The organism is Cryptocyanus atlanticus LEGE 06306 (assembly GCF_056633155.1).
On record NZ_JBSJOZ010000001.1, the window covers coordinates 236,959 to 252,434 of the forward strand.

The 15,476-nt window shown below is 71.1% G+C and carries 14 protein-coding genes, 1 tRNA gene, 1 other RNA gene and 1 pseudogene; 7 read left to right on the plus strand and 10 right to left on the minus strand.

What is annotated here, in order from left to right:
* Positions 1-44: 44 nt before the first annotated feature.
* From ACWJI7_RS01220 to ACWJI7_RS01230, 3 genes are read right to left on the minus strand one after another with little or no spacing between them, the layout of a single operon-like run.
* Positions 45-647, minus strand: coding sequence for an ATP-dependent Clp protease proteolytic subunit (locus tag ACWJI7_RS01220; protein WP_479934629.1), 603 nt, complete (start codon positions 645-647; stop codon positions 45-47).
* A gap of 55 nt (positions 648-702) precedes the next feature.
* On the minus strand, positions 703-1,377 hold the full coding sequence (locus ACWJI7_RS01225) for an ATP-dependent Clp protease proteolytic subunit (protein WP_479934631.1): 675 nt from the start codon (positions 1,375-1,377) through the stop codon (positions 703-705).
* 32 nt (positions 1,378-1,409) lie between these two features.
* Positions 1,410-2,522 carry a PIN/TRAM domain-containing protein gene (locus ACWJI7_RS01230; RefSeq protein ID WP_479934632.1) on the minus strand — a complete coding sequence of 371 codons (1,113 nt, stop codon included), beginning with the start codon at positions 2,520-2,522 and terminating at the stop codon, positions 1,410-1,412.
* 89 nt (positions 2,523-2,611) lie between these two features.
* Here ACWJI7_RS01230 and hemW point away from each other — a divergent pair, with 89 nt between their 5' ends.
* Entirely contained in the window at positions 2,612-3,841 is a 1,230-nt protein-coding gene (hemW, locus tag ACWJI7_RS01235) for a radical SAM family heme chaperone HemW (protein ID WP_479934634.1), read from the plus strand.
* Here the strand turns inward: hemW and panB are convergent.
* Positions 3,747-4,580, minus strand: a complete 834-nt coding sequence (panB, locus tag ACWJI7_RS01240; RefSeq protein ID WP_479935115.1) for a 3-methyl-2-oxobutanoate hydroxymethyltransferase — start codon at positions 4,578-4,580, stop codon at positions 3,747-3,749. The two genes, hemW and panB, sit on opposite strands and share 95 nt — an antisense overlap.
* 44 nt (positions 4,581-4,624) lie before the next feature.
* Here panB and ffs point away from each other — a divergent pair.
* Positions 4,625-4,721: signal recognition particle sRNA small type (gene ffs / locus ACWJI7_RS01245), an RNA gene on the plus strand.
* Positions 4,722-4,748: 27 nt separating this feature from the next.
* Here the strand turns inward: ffs and ftsZ are convergent.
* From ftsZ to miaB, 5 genes are all read right to left on the minus strand, one after another.
* A complete protein-coding gene (gene ftsZ, locus ACWJI7_RS01250; protein ID WP_479934636.1) occupies positions 4,749-5,849 on the minus strand; it encodes a cell division protein FtsZ in 1,101 nt (366 codons plus the stop codon).
* A gap of 187 nt (positions 5,850-6,036) precedes the next feature.
* Positions 6,037-6,879: a cell division protein FtsQ/DivIB gene (locus tag ACWJI7_RS01255; RefSeq protein WP_479934637.1), complete on the minus strand. Its 843-nt coding sequence runs from the start codon at positions 6,877-6,879 to the stop codon at positions 6,037-6,039.
* Positions 6,876-7,286, minus strand: coding sequence for a hypothetical protein (locus tag ACWJI7_RS01260; protein WP_479934639.1), 411 nt, complete (start codon positions 7,284-7,286; stop codon positions 6,876-6,878). The genes ACWJI7_RS01255 and ACWJI7_RS01260 overlap by 4 nt, the downstream gene beginning before the upstream one ends.
* Positions 7,283-8,407: a D-alanine--D-alanine ligase family protein gene (locus ACWJI7_RS01265; RefSeq protein WP_479934641.1), complete on the minus strand. Its 1,125-nt coding sequence runs from the start codon at positions 8,405-8,407 to the stop codon at positions 7,283-7,285. Before ACWJI7_RS01265 ends, ACWJI7_RS01260 begins: the two co-directional genes overlap by 4 nt.
* A gap of 34 nt (positions 8,408-8,441) precedes the next feature.
* Positions 8,442-9,851, minus strand: a complete 1,410-nt coding sequence (gene miaB / locus ACWJI7_RS01270) for a tRNA (N6-isopentenyl adenosine(37)-C2)-methylthiotransferase MiaB (protein WP_479934643.1) — start codon at positions 9,849-9,851, stop codon at positions 8,442-8,444.
* Positions 9,852-9,885: 34 nt separating this feature from the next.
* On the opposite strand from miaB, the gene ACWJI7_RS01275 reads away from it, so the two are divergent.
* Both ACWJI7_RS01275 and ACWJI7_RS01280 read left to right on the plus strand, forming a co-directional pair.
* Entirely contained in the window at positions 9,886-11,019 is a 1,134-nt protein-coding gene (locus ACWJI7_RS01275; RefSeq protein ID WP_479935117.1) for a dipeptide epimerase, read from the plus strand.
* Positions 11,013-12,062, plus strand: a pseudogene (locus ACWJI7_RS01280) (N-acetyltransferase DgcN family protein); the annotation flags it as partial. The gene ACWJI7_RS01275 and the pseudogene ACWJI7_RS01280, both read left to right, overlap by 7 nt.
* A 2-nt stretch (positions 12,063-12,064) precedes the next feature.
* On the opposite strand, the gene ACWJI7_RS01285 reads toward ACWJI7_RS01280, so the two are convergent.
* Positions 12,065-12,137 (minus strand) — tRNA-His (locus ACWJI7_RS01285).
* A gap of 42 nt (positions 12,138-12,179) precedes the next feature.
* Here ACWJI7_RS01285 and ACWJI7_RS01290 point away from each other — a divergent pair.
* The 3 genes from ACWJI7_RS01290 to ACWJI7_RS01300 all read left to right on the plus strand — a co-directional run bounded on the left by ACWJI7_RS01290 (position 12,180) and on the right by ACWJI7_RS01300 (position 15,460).
* Complete coding sequence (locus tag ACWJI7_RS01290) at positions 12,180-12,632, plus strand: DUF4359 domain-containing protein (RefSeq protein WP_479934645.1); 453 nt, start codon at positions 12,180-12,182, stop codon at positions 12,630-12,632.
* Positions 12,626-13,966 (plus strand): amidohydrolase family protein, encoded by a 1,341-nt coding sequence (locus ACWJI7_RS01295; protein WP_479934647.1) that lies wholly within the window; start codon positions 12,626-12,628, stop codon positions 13,964-13,966. The genes ACWJI7_RS01290 and ACWJI7_RS01295 overlap by 7 nt, the downstream gene beginning before the upstream one ends.
* A 69-nt stretch (positions 13,967-14,035) precedes the next feature.
* The gene (locus ACWJI7_RS01300; protein ID WP_479934649.1) at positions 14,036-15,460 is read left to right on the plus strand and encodes an FAD-binding oxidoreductase; all 1,425 of its coding nucleotides are present in this window, start codon (positions 14,036-14,038) and stop codon (positions 15,458-15,460) included.
* The last annotated feature ends 16 nt before the right edge of the window (positions 15,461-15,476 follow it).

The window sequence follows — 15,476 nt, forward strand, 5'->3', positions numbered from 1 at the left end:
AAGCCGTCGCCGCCCGGTCGCCCCACCCGATGGGGGACCTGTCCTCAGGCGTCGGAGGGATCGGAGATCACCCGATCGATCAGGCCGTAGTCCTTGGCCTCGGCCGCACTGAGGAAGTAGTCGCGGTCAGTGTCCTTGCTGACCTTCTCCAGGCTCTGGCCGCACATGTCGGCCAGGCTCTGGTTGAGCATGTCCTTGATTCGCAGGATCTCCCGCGCCTCGATCTCGATGTCACTGGCCTGGCGCTGGCTGGTGCCGCCCAGGGGCTGGTGGATCATGATCCGGCTGTGGGGCAGGGCCACCCGCTTGCCCTTCGTGCCGGCCGCCAGCAGGAAGGCGCCCATGCTGGCCGCCAGCCCCACACAGATCGTCACCACATCGGACTTGACGTACTGGATCGTGTCGTAGATGGCCAGGCCGGCCGTGACCGAACCGCCGGGGGAGTTGATGTAGAGGTAGATCGGCTTGCTGCTGTCCTCGGAATCGAGGTAGAGCATCTGGGCGACCAGGCTGTTGGCGATGCCGTCGTTGACCTCCTGGCCCAGGAACAGGATGCGCTCCACGCCGAGGCGGGTGTAGATGTCGACCCAGCGCTCGTACTGGCTGCCGGGCAGGCGGTAGGGAACGCTGGGGGTGCCGATGGGCATGGCGTTGCTGGAGGGAAGGGAACGGGGAAACGGTGGGGCGAGGGAGGTCGCGGTCTCAGACCGAGCCGGCCAGGGGCACCGGCAGGGGCTTCTGGGAGGTGAGGATCCGATCGATCAGGCCGTACTCCAGGGCTTCGCGGGGCGTGAGATAGGTCATCCGGTCCGAGTCGCTGGAGAGCTGCTCGACGCTGCGACCGGTGGTCTCGGCGAGCATCTCCAGCATCACGTGCTTGTTGTGAAGGACCTCCTGGGCGCGGATCTGGATGTCGCTGGCCTGGCCGCGGGCACCGGAGCGGGGTTGGTGCAGCACGATCGAGGCATGGGGCAGGGCCGCCCGGTGGCCCTTGGCGCCGGACGCCAGGATCATCGCGGCGGTGCCCATCGCCTGGCCGATGCAGATCGTGTGAACCGGAGGCTTGACGTAGCGGATCGTGTCGCAGATGGCGAAGGCCTCGGTCTCGAAGCCGATCGCATCGCCGGAGTACCAGCTGGTGCCGGTGGAGTTGATGTAGAAGAAGATCGGCTTGTCGGGATTGTCGAACTCCAGATAGAGAAGCTGGGCGACAATCAGCTCGGTCACATCGATCCCCATCTGACGCTTGGCGTCGTCGTCGGAGAACAGCGGCAGGCCGAGGTAGACGATGCGCTCCTTGAGCAGCAGGGACGGCAGGTCCGGCGGCGGTGTGCGCATCACGGCGGAATCGCCGTAGTAGGGAGCCGACACCGACATCAGAACACGCTCTTCAGGGCCTGAACCGGAGCCTAGCGGGGGCCTGCCGGCTGCTGGACCGTGGCCGCCGGACGGGGGCCGTCCTGGTCGCACCGGGCGAAGACCATGCGACCGGCGGGAGTCTGCAGGGCTCCGGTGACGGTGACCGGAAGCCGCTGACCGATCCGGGTGCGGGCGGCTTCCACCACCACCATCGTGCCGTCCTCCAGATAGCCCACGCCCTGATCGGCCTCCTTGCCTTCCCGCACGATCTTGAGCTGCAGGGCATCGCCGGGCTGCACTTCGGGCCGCAGGGCGATCACCAGGGCGCTGAGGTTCATCACCTTGAGATCCTGAACCTCCGCCACCTTGGCCAGGTTGTAGTCGGCGGTGAGCAGGGTGCCCCCGGTGTCGGCCGTGAGCCTGAGCAGCTTGTCGTCCGCCCCGGATCCCTCGTAGCGGGTGGTGTTCACCACCAGACGGCGCCCATAGCGTTCGCGCAACTGGGCGAGCAGATTGAGCCCGCGGCGGCCCTTGCCGCGCTTCTCGGCGTTGCCCGAGTCAGCCAGCTGCTGGAGCTCGTCGATCACCGCCTGGGCCACGATCACCTGGCCCTCCAGAAGACCGGACTCCAGCAGGCCCCGGATGCGCCCGTCGATGATCACGCTGGTGTCGAGAATCTTGGCGCTGGCCGGCTGCAGCACACCATCGGCCACCAGAAGGGTTTCGGCGCTCTGGGGATTGAACAGGCGCAGCAGGGTCCGGCCGTGGACCTCGGCGAGGTTGTAGCCGAGCACGCCGAAGAAGACGTTGCTGAGCACGGCCGCCAGCGGTTTGACGAACACCACCTCCCAGGGGAGGGGCAGCAGCAGGATCGGCGCCAGCAGCAGGTTCGCCACCAGCAGACCGAGGATCAGCCCCACCGCCCGGCTGACCAGCAGATCGGTGGGCATGGAGCGCACCTGGCGCATCAGGCGGTGCCGCAGCAGCTGGAAGAAGAAGCCGGCCAGCAGCCCGAAAAAGGCTCCGAAGCCGCCCAGCACCCAGCGCAGGCCTTCCAGGTTGGTGACCTCCAGCAGCAGGCTCTCCGGCAGCAGATCGACCCCGAGCCAGCCGGTGGCCGCTCCGGAGATCAGAAACAGGAACAGGATGAGCGGGTCCACCATGTGTCGGTCGTGGGCTGCCCATGGCTGTGGAAAATCAGCATGGCGGATCTGGACCCGTTTGACCGGGACAGGTATCCGTACATTTACCTATGGACACCCCGCCCCACCCCCGCGCCGCCTACCTCCACATCCCCTTCTGCCACCGTCGCTGCTTCTACTGCGACTTTGCGGTGGTGCCGCTGGGGGACACCGCCGATGGGACCCACTCCGGATCCATCGCCGCCTATCTACCCCTGCTGGAGGCGGAGATCACCGCCACACCGCCGCTGGCGCCCCTCTCAACGGTCTATTTGGGCGGGGGCACCCCATCGCTGCTGAGCTCCGCCCAGGTGGCGGGCCTGCTGGACACGTTGCGACGGCACTTCGGGCTCGCCCCCGGCGCGGAGGTGACCCTGGAGATGGATCCGGCCAGTTTCGGACCGGCGCGACTGGAGGGGGTGCTGACGGCCGGTGTGACCCGGGTGAGCCTGGGAGGGCAGAGCTTCGAGGATGGTGTGCTGGAGCGCCTCGGGCGCCGCCACCGGCGGCGCGACCTGCTGCAGGCGGCCGGCTGGCTCCAGGCAGCGCTGGGGGCGGGCCGACTGGGCAGCTGGAGCCTGGACCTGATCCAGGGCCTTCCCGGGCAGAGCGCCGAGTCCTGGGGGGATCAACTGGAGCAGGCGGTGGCCCTGGATCCCCCCCATCTTTCGATCTACGACCTGATCGTCGAGCCCGGCACCGTGTTCGATCGGCTCCAGCGCCGCGGCCAGCTGCCGCTGCCGGATGGGGATGTGGGGGCCGATCTGATGGAGCTCAGCTGGGAACGTCTGACGGCCGCCGGGTATGGCCACTACGAGATCTCCAACTACGCCCGGCCGGGCCACGCGGCCCGGCACAACCGCGTCTACTGGAGCGGGGCGGGTTGGTGGGGTTTCGGCATGGGCGCCACCTCGGCGCCCCACGGCGCCCGACAGGCCAGGCCCCGCACCCGGGCCGCCTACGCCGCCTGGCTGGAGGAGCCGCCGCCCCCGGAGCTGCCCCCCGCCGCCCTGCCCCTCGACGAGCGCCTGCTGGTGGGGCTGCGGCGTCGGGAGGGGGTCAATCTGCAGGCCCTCTGGGCCGAAGCCGCACTGGGTGACCAGGAGCTGGCGGGGTTGCTCCAGCGGATGGAGCCCTTCCTCAAGCGGGGTCTGCTGCGGATCGAAGGACCCCGCTGGCGGCTGAGCGACCCCGCCGGACTCGCCCTCAGCAATGCGGTGCTGCGGGAGCTGATGGGATGGTGGGAGGAGCGTCCGCAACCGGTGACGGCGGGGCGGCAGCGGTGTGCAGCCAGCCCCTGAGCGCCTCCACGCAGAGGCGGCGGCCCGCCAGCAGCGGCGGGCTGAATGGAGGCTGACGCTCGCTGAGGCCGAGCAGATCGGCGGTCACCCGCACCTGCCCGTCGCAGTCGTCCCCGGCACCGATGCCGATCACCGGCACCGCCAGGTCGCGCCGCAGCCCGGCGGCCAGTTCAGCCGGCACATGCTCCAGCACCAGGGCGAAACAGCCGGCGGCCTGCAGGTCGTGGGCCTGGCGCCGCAACCGCTCCTGGCTGAGGGGATCGTTCGCCTGGCGCCGGTACCCGAGCCGGTGCACCGACTGGGGTGTCAGTCCGAGATGGCCCATCACGGGAATGCCGCATCGCACGAGCCGGTCCACCACCGCCACCGTTTCCGGTTCGCCCCCCTCAAGCTTCACCGCGGCCGCCGGTGTGTCCTTGAGCACCCGGCCGGCCGCGGCCACCGCCTGATCCAGGCCGCACTGATAGGTGAGAAACGGCAGATCACAGATCAGCAGGGGTTGCTGCGCCGGAGGGCGCCGCAACCCCCGGGCCACGGCACGGGTGTGGTGGAGCATCTCCTCGAGCGTCACCGGCAGGGTGGTGGGGTGGCCGAGCGCCACCATGGCCAGGGAATCCCCCACCAGCACCACCTCGGCGCCGGCATCCTGCACCAGGGCGGCCGAGAGGCTGTCCCAGGCCGTGAGCACCAGGATGGGACGGCCTGCCCGCTTGCGGGATTCCAGATCTCCGGGTCGCAGCGGCACGGGGGGCTCCTGGCGAGGCCCATTGCTAGCATCAACTCGACTCGGACCCACGCGGCCCGGACGCCCAAATCTGGTCAGGACCGGAAGGGAGCAGCCACACGGGATGCTCCAGGCAGGCGTGGACTCCGGGTCACCCCTTTCCCCAGCCCCCGGGGGGCTGGCTCAGCCGTCGGCCGAACGGCTCTGGCGGTTCAGCAGGAACGGAGGGATCTTGGCTCCACGCTGGTCAGGACCCGGCTCGGTGAGCTGGGGGGTGGTGAAGCTCTGCACCGGACGCTCGGAGCGGTAGGCGCCCCCCCCCTCAAAGCCAGTGGCGATCACGGTGACGTGCATCTCGCCCTCAAGTCGCTCGTCCACCACGGCCCCCATGATGATGTTGGCGTCGGGATCGACCACGTCATAGATGACCTCCGAGGCGGTGGTCATGTCCTGCAGGGTCATGTCCTTGCCGCCGCTGATGTTGATCACGCAGCCCTTGGCGCCGTCGATCCGCGCGGACTCAAGCAGGGGGCTGCTCATCGCCGCCTGGGCGGCCTCGGTGGCGCGGGAGCGTCCGGAGCCGACGCCGATGCCGAGCAGGGCGGTGCCCGCCATGGTCATGACCGAGCGGACGTCGGCGAAGTCGACGTTGACCAGACCCGGTTTGGTGATGATGTCACTGATGCCCTTCACCCCCTGGCGCAGCACGTCATCGGCGGCGCGGAAGGCCTCCTGGAGGGGTGCCCCGGCGATGGCATCCCGGAGCCGGTCATTGGGGATGACGATCAAGGTGTCCACATGCTCGGCCAGGCGGGCGATGCCCTCCTCGGCCTGCTTCATGCGCTTGCGGCCCTCGAAGCCGAACGGTTTGGTGACGATGCCGACGGTAAGGGCGCCGCACTCCTTGGCCACCTCGGCCAGGATCGGGGCCGCACCGGTGCCGGTGCCGCCCCCCATGCCGGCGGCGATGAAGACCAGATCGGCGCCCTGAAGGGCTTCCAGCAGCTCGTTGCGGGACTCCTCCGCCGCCTTCTGGCCGATGACCGGATTGCCGCCGGCACCAAGGCCGCGGGTGAGCTTCTGGCCCAGCTGCACCCGTTTCTGGGCCGACGACTGGAGCAGGGCCTGGGCGTCGGTGTTGAGCACCCGGTAGCCGACCCCCTGCAGGTCGGAGGCGATCATCCGGTTGACCGCGTTGCTCCCCCCCCCCCCCACACCGATGACTTCAATGCGAGCGGACTGGCTTGGAACGATGCCGTTGCTGCTGGGAGAGGGAGAGGTCACGGCGGGTCCGAGGCAGGCGGAGAGGGGCTGGGGGTGGTGACCGTCGGATGCAGTCTCCTGGAGGGGACCGTTCCCATTCATCTCGGGCAGCATTATGTCGTTGGCGGGCTGGAAAAAACCTGTGCGATGCGGCATTTTCACCTGAAATGGAATTTCCCGCAACGCACCTGTGCGGGTTTCCAGGCGGTCATTCCGCCGGCCTGCCACCAGAACCATTCCCGGCCGTCTCAGGGGGGGTGCCAGGGGGAAGTCCCAGCTCGGGCTGATCGGGATCGCTCAGGTCGACGGACTGGACGGATCGGCCCTTCACCCGGGAGGGAAGCTGCTCGGACAGGTAGCGGAGCACATCCAGGCGGCGGTTGAGCTGCCCATCGGGGGGACCAAGCCTCACCTGGCCCAGGGAGGCGGTGACCAGCCAGAGGGTGCCGCCGGGCTCGAAGCGGATCTCCCGAAGCGGGCTGCCCAGGCTCTCGCTGCGGGCCAGGATCTGGGTGAGCGGAGCCCGGTGCCGCTCTTGCCAGCCCACGACGCGGACGGCGGGCTCGGGATTGCGGCCGCGCGTCCCGACCGACTGCTGGGAACGGCTGATCCAATTGCCCACCCGATCCACGTAGCCCTGTTCGACCCCCTCCGGAGTGCGACGCTCGGCTCGGGCCACCGCCTGCCGGTCCACCAGCTCGATGCGCAGCCGGGGGGGCAGCATCAGGCGCTCCACCTGGACCCGCTCAACGGGAAGCGCCTCGCCCAGCCGGGTGCGCAGCCCGCGGGGATCGATCTCCAGCAGCGGCACGGGAAACCGCAGCGCGGCCGCCTGGATGACCTGGTCACGACTGACGCGCTCGCTGCCGATCACCTCCACCTGGGAGGGCCGCCTCAGGCTCCAGCCCTGGCGGAGCAGCACAAACCCCAGTCCGGCGGCGGCGCCGGAGAGCAGCAGGAGCCGCCAGATGTTGCGGAGGAATTCCTGGCGGCGTTGCTGGCGGAGCTGACGCCGCCGCTCCACGCCGGGTGCCTGGGGAGCCGAGGTCACAGTTCGCAGCGGGAGCGTGCCATCAGCTCATCCATCCAGCGGCGGGCCCGGCCGGCGTCGGCGAAGGGGAGATCCTGCTGGGCGCCGGCCCCGACCAGCCTCAGCCGGCAACTGCCCTGGCTCTCCTCGGTGAGGGGCGCTTCGCCGGAGCCCAGGGCCAGGAGCTCCACCAGCTCAAGTTTGCTGATCACGAAGGTGCCCTGGGGCTTGAGCTGACCGGCCTCGAAGGTGCTCCAGGTGAGGATCCCCTCGCTCAGCCGGGCGGCCCCGCAGCCATCCAGCTTGGAGAGTTCCGATCCCCTGGCCCAGTCGGAGAACAGGCGCTGGCGGCGACGTTCCAGCCAACCGAGGGCCGTGAGCAGGACGAAGACCACCAGCAAGGGCAACCAGAGCAGGCCATGACTCATCCCCTCGGGTCCTCCACGAACGAAGCTGCCGCCTTCCATTCTCCCGCGCTCTCCACCAACCGGTGCACCAGATCGTGGAGCGAAACGCCGCTGGCCTCCCAGAGCATCGGGTACATGCTCTGGGAGGTGAAGCCCGGCATGGTGTTGATCTCATTGAGCCAGAGTTCTCCGGCCGTCTCGTCGTAGAAGAAGTCGACCCGGGCGAGACCCTCGGCGGCCACGGCGTCGCAGGCCTGGATCGCCATCCGGCGCAGCCGTTCGCTGACGGCATCGCTCAAGCGAGCCGGAATCTCGGTGCGGCTGAGCCCGTCGGTGTACTTGGTCTCGTAGTCGTACCAGTCGGCCTCGAAACAGATCTCCCCCACCACCGAGGCCTGCAGCTGCCCCTGGCCCGGCGGACGGTCCGCCAGGACGGCGCATTCGAGTTCCCGGGCCCGCACGCCGCGCTCCACCACCAGCCGCGGGTCCAGGGCGGCCGCCTCCAGCAGACCCCTCCGCAGGGAGAGCCGATCCGTGGCCTTGCTGATCCCCACTGAGGACCCCATGTTGGCCGGTTTGACGAAACTGGGATACCCCAGTTCCCGTTCCAGACGGTCCAGCAGCCCTTCGGGATCGCGGCGCATCTCGCCGGCTCCGATCGCCGCGTACGGCACCTGCGGGAGACCGGCGGCCGCGAAGGCCGCCTTCATCGCCTGCTTGTCCATGGCCAGGGCGGAGCCGAGCACTCCGGAGCCCACGAACGGCACCTGCATCAGAGTGAACAGACCCTGAACCGTGCCGTCCTCCCCGTTCGGCCCGTGCAGAACCGGAAACCAGACCTCCACCTGCTCGGCGCCCGCAGGCCAGGCCTGGAAGCCGCCGGGACCGGGGGGTCCTCCGGGGGTGCCGCCCTGGAGATCGGCGGTCCCGGCGGGCCGTCTGCTGGCCAGCACCGACTCGGCCAGCTCGCCGGACCACCAGCGGCCGCGGCGATCGATGTAGAAGGGCAGAACCTGATAGCGGCAGCCATTCTCTCCTTGCCGCAGAGCCCCCACCACGGTGACCGCCGAGCGGATCGAGACCGCATGCTCCCCGGAATCCCCCCCGAACACCAGGCCGAGACGACGGGGGGGCTTGGGCATCGGACGGGGCTGCGGGCGGAGCGGGCCAAACGTATCAGTGCTGCCCTGGCCGGAGAACGCCACTGAGGGAAAAGGCCCGCACCTGATCAATCCTGACGGTCACCAGATCGCCGGGCGCTGGGGGGACCCCGCCGTCGGCGTGGGCCGGAAAGAACGTGAGTCGGTTCGTGCGGGTGCGGCCCATCCACTGGGCCGGATCGCGTGGATTGATGCCCTCCACCAGCACCTCCAGGCAGCGGCCCAGGTAGCGCTCGCTGCGGCGCCGGGCCTCCCTCTCCACCAGGGCGTTGAGGCGCTGCAGCCGCTCCACCTTGACCGCCTCGGGCAACTGGTCCGCCCAGCCGGCGGCCGGGGTGTTGGGACGGGGGGAGTAGGCAGCGGTGTTGAGCTGATCGAAGCCGATCTCCTCGACCAGATCCAGGGTGGCCTGGAACTGGGCCTCGCTTTCGCCGGGGAAGCCCACGATGGCATCGGCGCTGATGGCCGCATCGGGCATGCGCCGGCGGATGTGCTCGATGATCCGGCGATAGCGCGCCACCGTGTAGCCCCTCCCCATCGCCTTGAGCAGGGCGTCGTCGCCGCTCTGGAAGGGGATGTGGAAATGCTCGCAGACCTTGGGGAGGTCAGCGCAGGCCTCGATCAGCCGGTCGGTGAAGTAGCGGGGGTGGCTGGTGGCGAAGCGGATCCGCTCGATGCCCGCCACGTCGTGGACGTGGTGGAGGAGGTCGGTGAGGGTGTGCTCCCGGCGGCCCTCGGGGGTGATGCCCGGCAGATCGCGGCCGTAGGCGTCGATGTTCTGCCCCAGCAGGGTGATCTCCCGGAAGCCGCGGGCCGCCAGGGCCTCGATCTCCAGCCGGATCGCCCCGGGGGTTCGCGACTGCTCCTGCCCCCGCACCGCGGGTACCACGCAGTAGGTGCACCGCTCGTTGCAGCCGTAGATCACATTCACCCAGCCGCAGACGGCGCTGTCGCGGCGGGCGGTGGTGATGTCCTCGAGGATGTGGTGGGCCTCGGTGGCCACCACCTGCCGGCCGCTCGCCACCTGCTCCAGCAGGGTGGCGAGCCGGTTGGCGTGCTGGGGGCCCATCACCAGATCGAGCTCCGGCACGCGGCGCAGCAGACTCTCGCCCTCCTGCTGGGCCACACAGCCGGCCACCACCAAGGTGAGATGGGGGTTGCTGCGCTTGCGCCGGGCCTGGCGCCCCAGGTAGCTATAGACCTTCTGCTCCGCGTTGTCGCGGATGGTGCAGGTGTTGTACAGGACCAGATCGGCCACGTGCTCGTCGGCGCCGGGGGCGTAGCCCATCTCCTCGAGGATGCCGGCCATCCGCTCGGAATCGGCCTTGTTCATCTGGCAGCCGAACGTGGTGATCCAGTAGCTGCGGCGGGACGGCGGGCCCGGCAGGGGGGGTGTGGCGGTCGCCGTTGTGGTGGTCGCTGTCATGGCGCCAGTTTCGGCCATGGCCGAGACTGGCGCCATGGAAGGGCGGCTTCGCCGGTTCTGGCTCACCAAGGCGGTGCCCCTGGCGATCAGCCGCGGCACCACCGCTCGGGTCGAGCGGCTCCTGGTGGAGATCACCCACGACGGCACCCTCGGGCGCGGGGAGACGGGCGGCTTCGAGACCGGCCATCGCGCCCACAGCACCGCCGCGGTGGCGGCGGAACTGCAGGAAGCCCTGGCGACCCTGGCGGCCACGGAACCGGGCCGGGAGGGCTTTGATCCCTGGAACCGCCAGGCGCTGGAGTCCCTGCTCGCGCCGCTCTCCCCCCCGGCCCGCTGCGGCCTCGATCTCGCCCTCCACGACTGGTGCGGCCAACGGCTGGGGCAGCCGCTCTGGCGGCTCTGGGGGCTGGATCCGGACGCCTGTGCCCCCACCAGCGTCACCCTGGGGCTGGGATCGGTGGAGCAATCGCTGGAACGGCTGGCACTCTGGAGGACCCAGCTGGGGGCCACTCCCAGCCGCATCAAGCTGAAACTGGGCAGCCGGGATGGCGCCGACCATGACCGGGCGCTGGTGAGGGCCGTGGCGGCGGCGGTGGCGGAGCTGCCCGTCGCCGCCGGTGCGGGCGGCGCCCAGCTGCAGGTGGACGCCAATGGCGGCTGGGACCTGGCCACCGCCCGCGAGCTCATCCCCTGGCTGGCTGAGCAGGGCGTGACGCTGGTGGAGCAGCCGCTCCCGGCCCGGGCCGATCCAGAGGCCGACACCGCCGGATTCACCGCCCTTGACCTGCATTGCCCCATTCCCCTGGTGGCCGATGAGAGCTGCTGGGACCTCCACGATCTGCTGCGGCTGGCTCCCCATGTCGACGGGGTGAACATCAAGCTGCTCAAGAGCGGCGGGCTCAGCGAGGCCCTGCTGATGGCCCGCGCTGCCCAGCGGCTCGGGCTCGATCTCATGCTCGGCTGCTATTCCGACAGCGGTCTGTTGAACAGTGCCGCCGCCCAGCTGCTTCCGCTGGTGCGCTGGCCCGATCTGGACAGCCATCTGAACCTGATCGACGATCCCTTCCTCGGACCCGATCGACTGGGCGATCGGCTGCGCCCCTCCCCGCGGGCCGGCCTCGGCAGCGGCGAGGGGGGAACGGCCCCGGGACGGGCCCGTCCATGCTGAGGGCCGATGCGCCCGTCGTCCTGCTCCAGCATGGCGGCCTGAGCGGCCTCTCGGGCAAGACCGGCCTGGCGATGCTGCGGTACCGGCCTGGACCGATCGTGGCGGTGGTGGATCCGGAGCATCCGGGTGCGTCCCTCGAAGCGATCACCTCCATCCGCCGCCCGGTGCCGGTGGTGGCGGATCTGGCCGCGGCGCTGCCGTTCGGCCCGGCCGTGGCGGTGATCGGGCTGGCCCCGTCGGGCGGTCGCCTGGGCGACCCGCTGCGCGCCGACTTGGTGGCCGCACTGAAGGCGGGTCTGAGCGTGGCGAATGGACTGCACAGCCGCCTGGGGGACGATCCCGAGCTGGCCGCCCTCTGCGGCGAGGGGCAATGGATCTGGGATCTGCGCCAGGAACCCCCGGGCCTTGAGGTGGCCTCCGGCCGCGCCGCCCACCTGCCTGGCGGGCGGATCCTGGCGGTGGGAACCGACATGGCGGTGGGCAAGATGAGCGCCTGTCTGGAGCTGGTCAGGGCGGCCGGACGCGCCGGTCTGCCGACCCGTTTCGTCGGCACCGGCCAGGCCGGCATCCTGATCAGCGGTCGCGGGGTCCCGCTCGATGCGGTGCGGGTGGACTTCGCCGCCGGGGCGGTGGAGCGGGCGGTGCTGGAGGCCGCTTCGGAAAGCCCCGGCGCCCTGATTCTCGTGGAGGGACAGGGCTCCCTCTGCCATCCGGGTTCCACGGCCACCCTGCCCCTGATCCGGGGCAGCCAGGCCACGGCCCTGCTGCTGGTGCACCGGGCACACCAGAGCCATGTCGAGAAGCATCCCGGGATACCGCTGCCGCCCCTCGAACGGCTGATCCCCGTGCTCGAAGGCCTCGCCGCCCTAGGGCGCCCCGGCTCCAGTCCCCCCCCACGGGTCGGGGCGGTGGCCCTGAACACGGCCCGCCTGGGGGAGGCGGAGGCGGAGGCGGCCTGCGCCGCGGTCACCGCCGCGACCGGGCTGGTGTGTGCCGATCCGGTGCGAAGCGGCCCAGCAGCCGATCGGCTGCTGGCGGCTCTGAGGGCGAGCGAGGGGACTCGAACCCCCGAATGGCGGCGCCACAAGCCGCTGCCTTAACCACTTGGCTACGCCCGCCGTGGTCTTTGCCAATGTATCAAGCAGCCCCGCCCCCGTTCCTTGAGGCCCGACAAGCCCCTCCGGCCCCTTCGCGTCTGTTCGGTGGCGGCCCTCTCCCTGGCCGCCGTCACCGGCGCCCTGGCGTTCAGCAATCCCGACATGGAGGACTTCGAGAGCTTCGCGGCGGATCGGCTGGTGGAGCTGACCGTCCAGGAGGTCTGCGGTGAACGACTGCCGATGTCCCTGAAGTTGGTGCTGCGGAACTGCCCGGAGCTGATCCGGGATCAGCGCCAGGTGCTCGGAGCGCTGGCGCGGCGTCAGACCAGCCGGCGCAACCTCGGGCTGTTCAGCCTCTACCGCACCGAGGTGGGCGGACCCGGAGTGATCCCCCTGCTCGAGCTGCCCCGCTACGAGGTCGTGACCCTGGCCGGGGCCGGCCAGTTCAAGATCCTCTCCACCTCCAGCGACCGGGAGAAGGAACGGATCAGTGCGGATGGTCTGCTGCGGTGGTGACTCCGGCCCCCGCCATCCTGCCGCCGCTGCGACTCCCCCGGGCCCTGCTGGACCCCCTGCGCCACGACCTGCCCGGGGGGGATCGGGACGGCCTGGTGGCCGTGCGGCTGGAGCACGCCTCCGGCGTGATCACCGGGATCCACCCCCACGAGCCCCGGCCCGGGGAACGGCTCCCCCTGGCCCTCACCCCAGCCGTCGACCCCCACGTCCACCTCGACAAGGCCTTCAGCTGGGAGCGGCACCCCAACCCCACCGGCACGATGGCCGGCGCCCTCGCCGCCAACCAGGCCGAGCACCTCGAGCGGGATCGCGAGGGCGTGCTGGTCCGGGGCAGCCGCGCCCTGGAGCGAAGCTGGCGCCAGGGTCTGCGCGCCCTGCGCAGCCACGTGGACAGCCTCGGGCCTGGAGCCGAGCCCAGCTGGGAGGCCCTGCTGGAGCTCCGTGGCCAGTGGCAGGACCGGCTCACCCTGCAGCTGGTGGCCCTGGTGCCGGTGCAGCACTGGGCCAGCGCCGCCGGGGAGGCCCTGGCCCGACGGCTGGATGGTCTGGGACCAGCGGGAGCGGTGCTGCTCGGTGGGGTTCTCGGCGCCCCCTTCCGGCGGGAGAGCGGAGCTGGCAGCCAGGGGGAGGACGGGCTGCTGGCCCTGCTGCGGTTGGCCGACACGCTCGGCTGCGGTGTCGATCTGCACGTGGACGAGAGCGCGGAAGGGGGCGGCCAGGGGGTGGCCCGGGTGGCCCGGCTGGTGCGCCGGCACCGGATCGCCATCCCCGTCACCTGCAGCCACAGCTGCGCCATGTCCCAGTTGCCGCCCCGGCGACTGCAGACCCTGGCGGAAGCGATGGCGGAGGCGCAGCTGTCCGTGGTGGCCTTGCCGGCCACCAACCTGTGGCTGCTGGGCCATGGGCCTGGCGCCACTCCCTCCCGGCGGCCCCTGGCGCCGATCCGTCAGCTGCAGCGGGCAGGGGTGACCGTGGCCGTTGGCGCCGACAACGTGCAGGATCCCTGGTATCCGGGGGGCGACTTCGATCCGATCGAACTGCTGCGCCTGGCGGCGCCGGCGGCACACCTGGCCCCGTGGCAGCGCCAGGGGCTGGCTCCCTTCACCAGCGCCGCCGCGCGACTGATGGGCCTGAGCTGGGACGGGGTGCTGCGCCCGGGCTGCCCCGCCGATCTGGTGGTGACGGCGGCCGCGAGCTGGAGCGAGCTGCTGGCCCGCACCCCCGAACGGCGGGTGCTGCGGGGGGGGCGCTGGCTGCCGGCGCCGACCCCCTCACCCCTGCTGGCCCGGCTGGAGGCCCTGGCGCCATCGGACACGGAACACCGGGCTGAGTAGACCAGCACCATGACCCATTCCCGATCCACCGCTGGAGCAGGCCCGTCGCCCCTGACCCTGGCCAGGCGGATGCCAGGAGGACTCCCCACCCGAGCAACGGTGGAGCAACTCGCCGCCCTCGCGACCGATCTGACGGTGCCCTGCCCCGGCGAGAGCGACCCGGTCCGCCTGATCCGCAGCGCCCCCGAGCTGGCGCGCCTCTCCCACGACTTCTTCGACTATTCCCCGGTGCTGGAGCCGCTGCTGAGCCCCCAGCGGGCCCAGCTGGTGGCCAGCGCCACCAGCGTCGCCCAGGTGCGCCAGGTGGCGGGCGCCTGCGCCCGCCGGGGCGTGGCCCTCACCGTGCGGGGCGCCGGCACCGGCAATTACGGCCAGTGCGTTCCCCTGGCCGGCGGCGTGGTGCTCGACCTCAGCGGGCTGAACCGGTGGCGCCATCTGGATCCAGCCAGCGGCATCCTCACCGCCGAGGCGGGCTGCGGGCTGGCTGATCTGGACCGGCAGCTGGCCCCCCATGGCCGGGAGCTGCGGCTGACGCCCAGCACCCGGCGCAGCGCCAGCCTCGGCGGCTTCATCGCCGGGGGCTCCGGGGGGATCGGCTCCCTGCGCTGGGGCTTCCTGCGGGACCCCGGCAACCTGCTGGGCCTGGAGGTGGTGACACTCGAGCCCGAACCCAGGCTGCTGCAGCTTGACGCCGATGGCAGTCGGCCGCTCAACCACGCCTACGGCACCACCGGCATCCTGACGGCGGTGAGCGTGGCCACTGCGGCCGCCGTGCCCTGGCAGCAGGTGGTGATCGAGTTCGGAGACTGGACGACGGCCGTGGAGGCAGCCCGCACTCTGCCGGGCACCGCCCTGCTGCTGCAGAGCCTGTGCCTGCTGGAGGAGGCCGTCGCCCGCCGCCTCCCCCAACCGGGTGGCCGGGGCAGCGCCGGCACGCAGCCCGCCGGCCGCTGTCCGGCGGTGGGGGGCCATCGCCTCCTGCTGCTGGCCGCGCCGGACGCGCTGCCGGTGCTGGAGAGCCTGCTGCCGGCGCTGGGGGGCCGTCAGGTCTGGCAGGCGGCGGAACAGGACGGCCTCGGCCTGCCGCTGCGGGAGCTGAGCTGGAATCACACCACCCTGCACCTGCGCGCCCAGGAGCCCGGCTGGACCTACCTGCAGATGCTGCTGCCCCAGCCCGAGGGACCGGCGCTCGAAGCCCTGAAGCGACGCTGGGGCGACGATCTGCTCTGGCACCTGGAGGGGGTGCGGCAGCAGGGCAGCCAGCGCCTGGCAGCGATTCCCCTGGTGCGCTGGCGGGGTGCGGCGGCTCTGCTGGAACTGATGGAGCAGGCCCGGTCCCTGGGGGCGCTGATCTTCAACCCCCACGTGTTCACCGTCGAAGATGGAGGGCTGGGCATCATCGACGCCGATCAGGTGGCCGCCAAGGCGGCCTACGACCCCGCCGGACTGCTGAACCCGGGCAAGCTGCGGGGCTGGGGGGAGCGGATGGGGTGAGTGGCGCGGCGCCCGG

Excerpts from the sequence above, each read along its gene's own strand:
- ACWJI7_RS01230 (WP_479934632.1), bottom strand. The coding sequence starts at position 2,522 with ATGGTGGACCCGCTCATCCTGTTCCTGTTTCTGATCTCCGGAGCGGCC.
- miaB (WP_479934643.1), bottom strand. The coding sequence starts at position 9,851 with ATGACAGCGACCACCACAACGGCGACCGCCACACCCCCCCTGCCGGGC.
- ACWJI7_RS01225 (WP_479934631.1), bottom strand. The coding sequence starts at position 1,377 with ATGTCGGTGTCGGCTCCCTACTACGGCGATTCCGCCGTGATGCGCACA.
- ACWJI7_RS01275 (WP_479935117.1), top strand. The coding sequence starts at position 9,886 with ATGGAAGGGCGGCTTCGCCGGTTCTGGCTCACCAAGGCGGTGCCCCTG.
- hemW (WP_479934634.1), top strand. The coding sequence starts at position 2,612 with ATGGACACCCCGCCCCACCCCCGCGCCGCCTACCTCCACATCCCCTTC.
- ACWJI7_RS01260 (WP_479934639.1), bottom strand. The coding sequence starts at position 7,286 with ATGAGTCATGGCCTGCTCTGGTTGCCCTTGCTGGTGGTCTTCGTCCTG.
- ACWJI7_RS01220 (WP_479934629.1), bottom strand. The coding sequence starts at position 647 with ATGCCCATCGGCACCCCCAGCGTTCCCTACCGCCTGCCCGGCAGCCAG.
- ACWJI7_RS01300 (WP_479934649.1), top strand. The coding sequence starts at position 14,036 with ATGCCAGGAGGACTCCCCACCCGAGCAACGGTGGAGCAACTCGCCGCC.
- ACWJI7_RS01265 (WP_479934641.1), bottom strand. The coding sequence starts at position 8,407 with ATGCCCAAGCCCCCCCGTCGTCTCGGCCTGGTGTTCGGGGGGGATTCC.